The sequence below is a fragment of the Nitriliruptor sp. genome (assembly GCF_040882075.1).
Classification (GTDB): domain Bacteria; phylum Actinomycetota; class Nitriliruptoria; order Nitriliruptorales; family Nitriliruptoraceae; genus Nitriliruptor.
Genome location: NZ_JBBEBZ010000092.1, coordinates 1 through 2,944, shown reverse-complemented (window position 1 = coordinate 2,944; position 2,944 = coordinate 1). Strand labels below are relative to the sequence as shown.

Below are 2,944 nucleotides of genomic sequence, written 5' to 3'. Positions count from 1 at the left end.
CCGCGCGCGAGGGGAAGCGGCACACGGCGTGGATCGACGGGGATGAGCGGTACGAGGCCGACCTCGAGCGATCCGTCCGTGGTCTGATCACCGACCCCGACGCGGTCGCGCTGATCGAACGCGTCCTGGCCGTGGTCGGCCCCGCCGGGCGGTGGACCTCGCTGGCGCAGACCCTCCTCAAGCTCACCAGCCCCGGGGTCCCGGACGTCTACCAGGGCACCGAGCTGTGGGATCTGTCGTTGGTCGACCCGGACAACCGCCGTCCGGTCGACCTGGAACGTCGCCGGCAGCTGCTCGGCGAGCTGACCGCCGAACGTCCCCACCCCGTCGACCTGCTCGGTCGCGTGGACGAGGGTCTGCCGAAGCTGTGGGTCACGGCCCGCGCGCTGCAGCGCCGCCGGGACCGACCTGCGAGCTTCGGTCCCGACGGGACCTACACCCCGCGGTACGCGACCGGTGCCCGAGCGGATCACGTCGTGGCGTTCACGCGCGGTGACGACGTCGCGGTGGTCGCGCCCCGGCAGGTGATCTCGCTCGGGAGCGAGTTCGAGACCTGGGACTGGCACGACACGGAGCTCGAGCTGCCCCCCGGCCGGTGGCGGTGCGTGCTCAGCGATCAGGTCGTGGACGGCGGTGGCGGTCCCGTGGCGGTCGCCGACGTCCTCGCAGCCTTCCCCGTCGCCCTGCTCGTGCGGGACGGGTCGGGCTCGTGACCGGGGCGCAGACGCCGGAGGTGCGGTCCGAGGAGGAACGTCGTCGCGGTGGCGGCCGCAGCGCTCCTCCCGACGCGTGGGGCATCGTGCCGGCATACGAGGACGCGTTCGGTGCCTGGACCGAGGTCCCGACCGCGACCCGCGACGCGCTGGTGCGCGCGATGGGCGGCGACCCGTCGGCCTCCGCGCCACCGGAGGTCGATGACGTGGTCGTGGTCCGCAGCGGTGACCGGACCCCGCTGGCCGGGGCCACGCGCATCCGGTTCGAGGACGGCACGGGGCGTGAGCTCGACGGTGAGCTGCCGGACGACCTGCCGCTCGGCTACCACGACGCCGAGGTGGCGGGCCGCCGTGACACCGTGCGGGTGATCGTCAGCCCGGGGCGGTGCCAGCTGCCGGACGCCGACGCCGGGTGGGGGTGGGCGCTGCAGCTCTACGCGCTCCGGTCGGCGACGAGCTGGGGCATCGGTGACCTGGCCGATCTGCGCCGCTTCGCCTCCTGGTCGCGACAGGTGGGTGCCGGCGTCGTCCTCGTGAACCCGTTGAACGCGGTCACGCCCGTGTCACCCCGCGAGACCTCGCCGTACTACCCGACGTCGCGCCGCTACCTCGACCCGCTGATGCTGGCGATCGAGGAGGTCCCCGGCTTCGAGGAGCTCGACGGGCACGGGGAGCTACGCAGCGGCGGTCGTGCCCTCACCGACGACGCGCCGATCGACCGCGACCGGGTGGTGGCGGCGAAGCTGACCACCCTCGAGCGGATCTGGGACGAGGTCGAGGGTGTGCGCACCGATCCGGCGCTCGTCGCCTTCGAGGTCGAGGGTGGCCGCGACCTCGAGCTGTTCGCGACGTTCTGCGTGCTCGCCGAGCGTCACGGTGGCGGGTGGCGGTCCTGGCCCGAGGCGCTGCATCACCCCGACGCGCGCGCCGTGGCTGAGGTCGCCGACGCCCACCGCGACCGCGTCCGGTTCCACGTGTGGTTGCAGCTGCTGTCCGACGCCCAGCTCGCCCGGGCCGGGGCGGAGCTGCCGCTGCTCGGGGACCTGCCGATCGGTGCTGACCCCGACGGAGCAGATGCGTGGGCGTGGCAGGACGTGCTGGCCGACGGCGTCAGCGTCGGCGCGCCCCCGGACGAGCTCGGCCCCCAGGGCCAGAACTGGACGCTGCCAGCGTTCGTGCCCTGGAAGCTGCGCGCCGCACGGTACGAGCCGTTCATCGCCACGTTGCGGGCCGCACTCCGCCACGTCGGCGGGTTGCGTATCGACCACGTCCTCGGCCTCTTCCGACTGTTCTGGATCCCCCCCGGCGGCACGGCCGCCGACGGCGCCTACGTGCAGATGCCGTCGCGGGAGCTGCTCGACATCGTCGCCCTCGAGTCGGTCCGCGCGGGTGCGTTCGTCGTCGGCGAGGACCTCGGCACCGTCGGCGAAGGGGTCCGGGAGGAGCTCGACGCCCGCGACCTGCTCCGCTACCAGGTGTTCTGGTTCGAGCAGGACCCCGTCGAGGACTGGACGCCCAAGGCGCTCGCGTCGGTGTCGACCCACGATCTGCCGACCGTGGCTGGGGTCTGGACGGGGGACGACGCGGCCATGCAGGCCGAACTCGGGCAGGAGCCCGACGACGACTGGCACGCTGAACTGCGGGCCCGCATCAGCGGAGCGACCGGGCTGCCCGAGGACGCACCGGTCGCCGACGTCGTGGTCGCGTTGCACGCCCACGTTGCCGCCGGGCCGAACCGGGTGGTGCTCGCCCAGCTCGACGACGCCCTCGGCGTCACCGACCGGCCGAACGTGCCCGGCACCGACCGACACGCTCGTCCGGCGAACTGGTCGCTCCCGCTCCCGGTCCGTGTCGAGGGTCTCGCCGCCCACCCCACCGCCGCAGCCGTCGCCGCCGCGATGACCGCTGCTCGAGCCGCGCGTCCCTGAGCCTGGTCCAGCCGGCTCGAGTTCGGCAGCCAGGTGTGATCGACGTGGATGAACGGCAGCTCCGCTGTTCGATCACACGGCCGCGGGAACCGTGCGCATACGGCGGTTCCCGCCCGGTCGGCCCCTCGGACGTCCGGAGCCCATCCGATCGGTGCGCTCGACCTACCGGGGTGCTCGTGTGGCGCCAGCGCCACGTCAGAACCCCGCGAGCCCGACCGTTGGGTGCGCGCCGGCCTACCGGGGCGCTGGTGTGGCGCCAGCGCTACGTAGGGACCCCGCAAGCCGAGGACTGGGCGGGCCGAG

Annotated in this window: 1 protein-coding gene and 1 pseudogene; both read left to right on the top strand. The window is 73.8% G+C overall.

Annotation, left to right across the window (positions count from 1 at the left end; genetic code table 11):
• Nucleotides 1-713 (top strand): annotated as a pseudogene (locus WEB03_RS04970) (malto-oligosyltrehalose synthase); the annotation flags it as partial.
• On the top strand, nt 710-2,641 hold the full coding sequence (gene malQ, locus WEB03_RS04965) for a 4-alpha-glucanotransferase (RefSeq protein ID WP_368069848.1): 1,932 nt from the start codon (nt 710-712) through the stop codon (nt 2,639-2,641). The pseudogene WEB03_RS04970 and the gene malQ, both read left to right, overlap by 4 nt.
• The last annotated feature ends 303 nt before the right edge of the window (nt 2,642-2,944 follow it).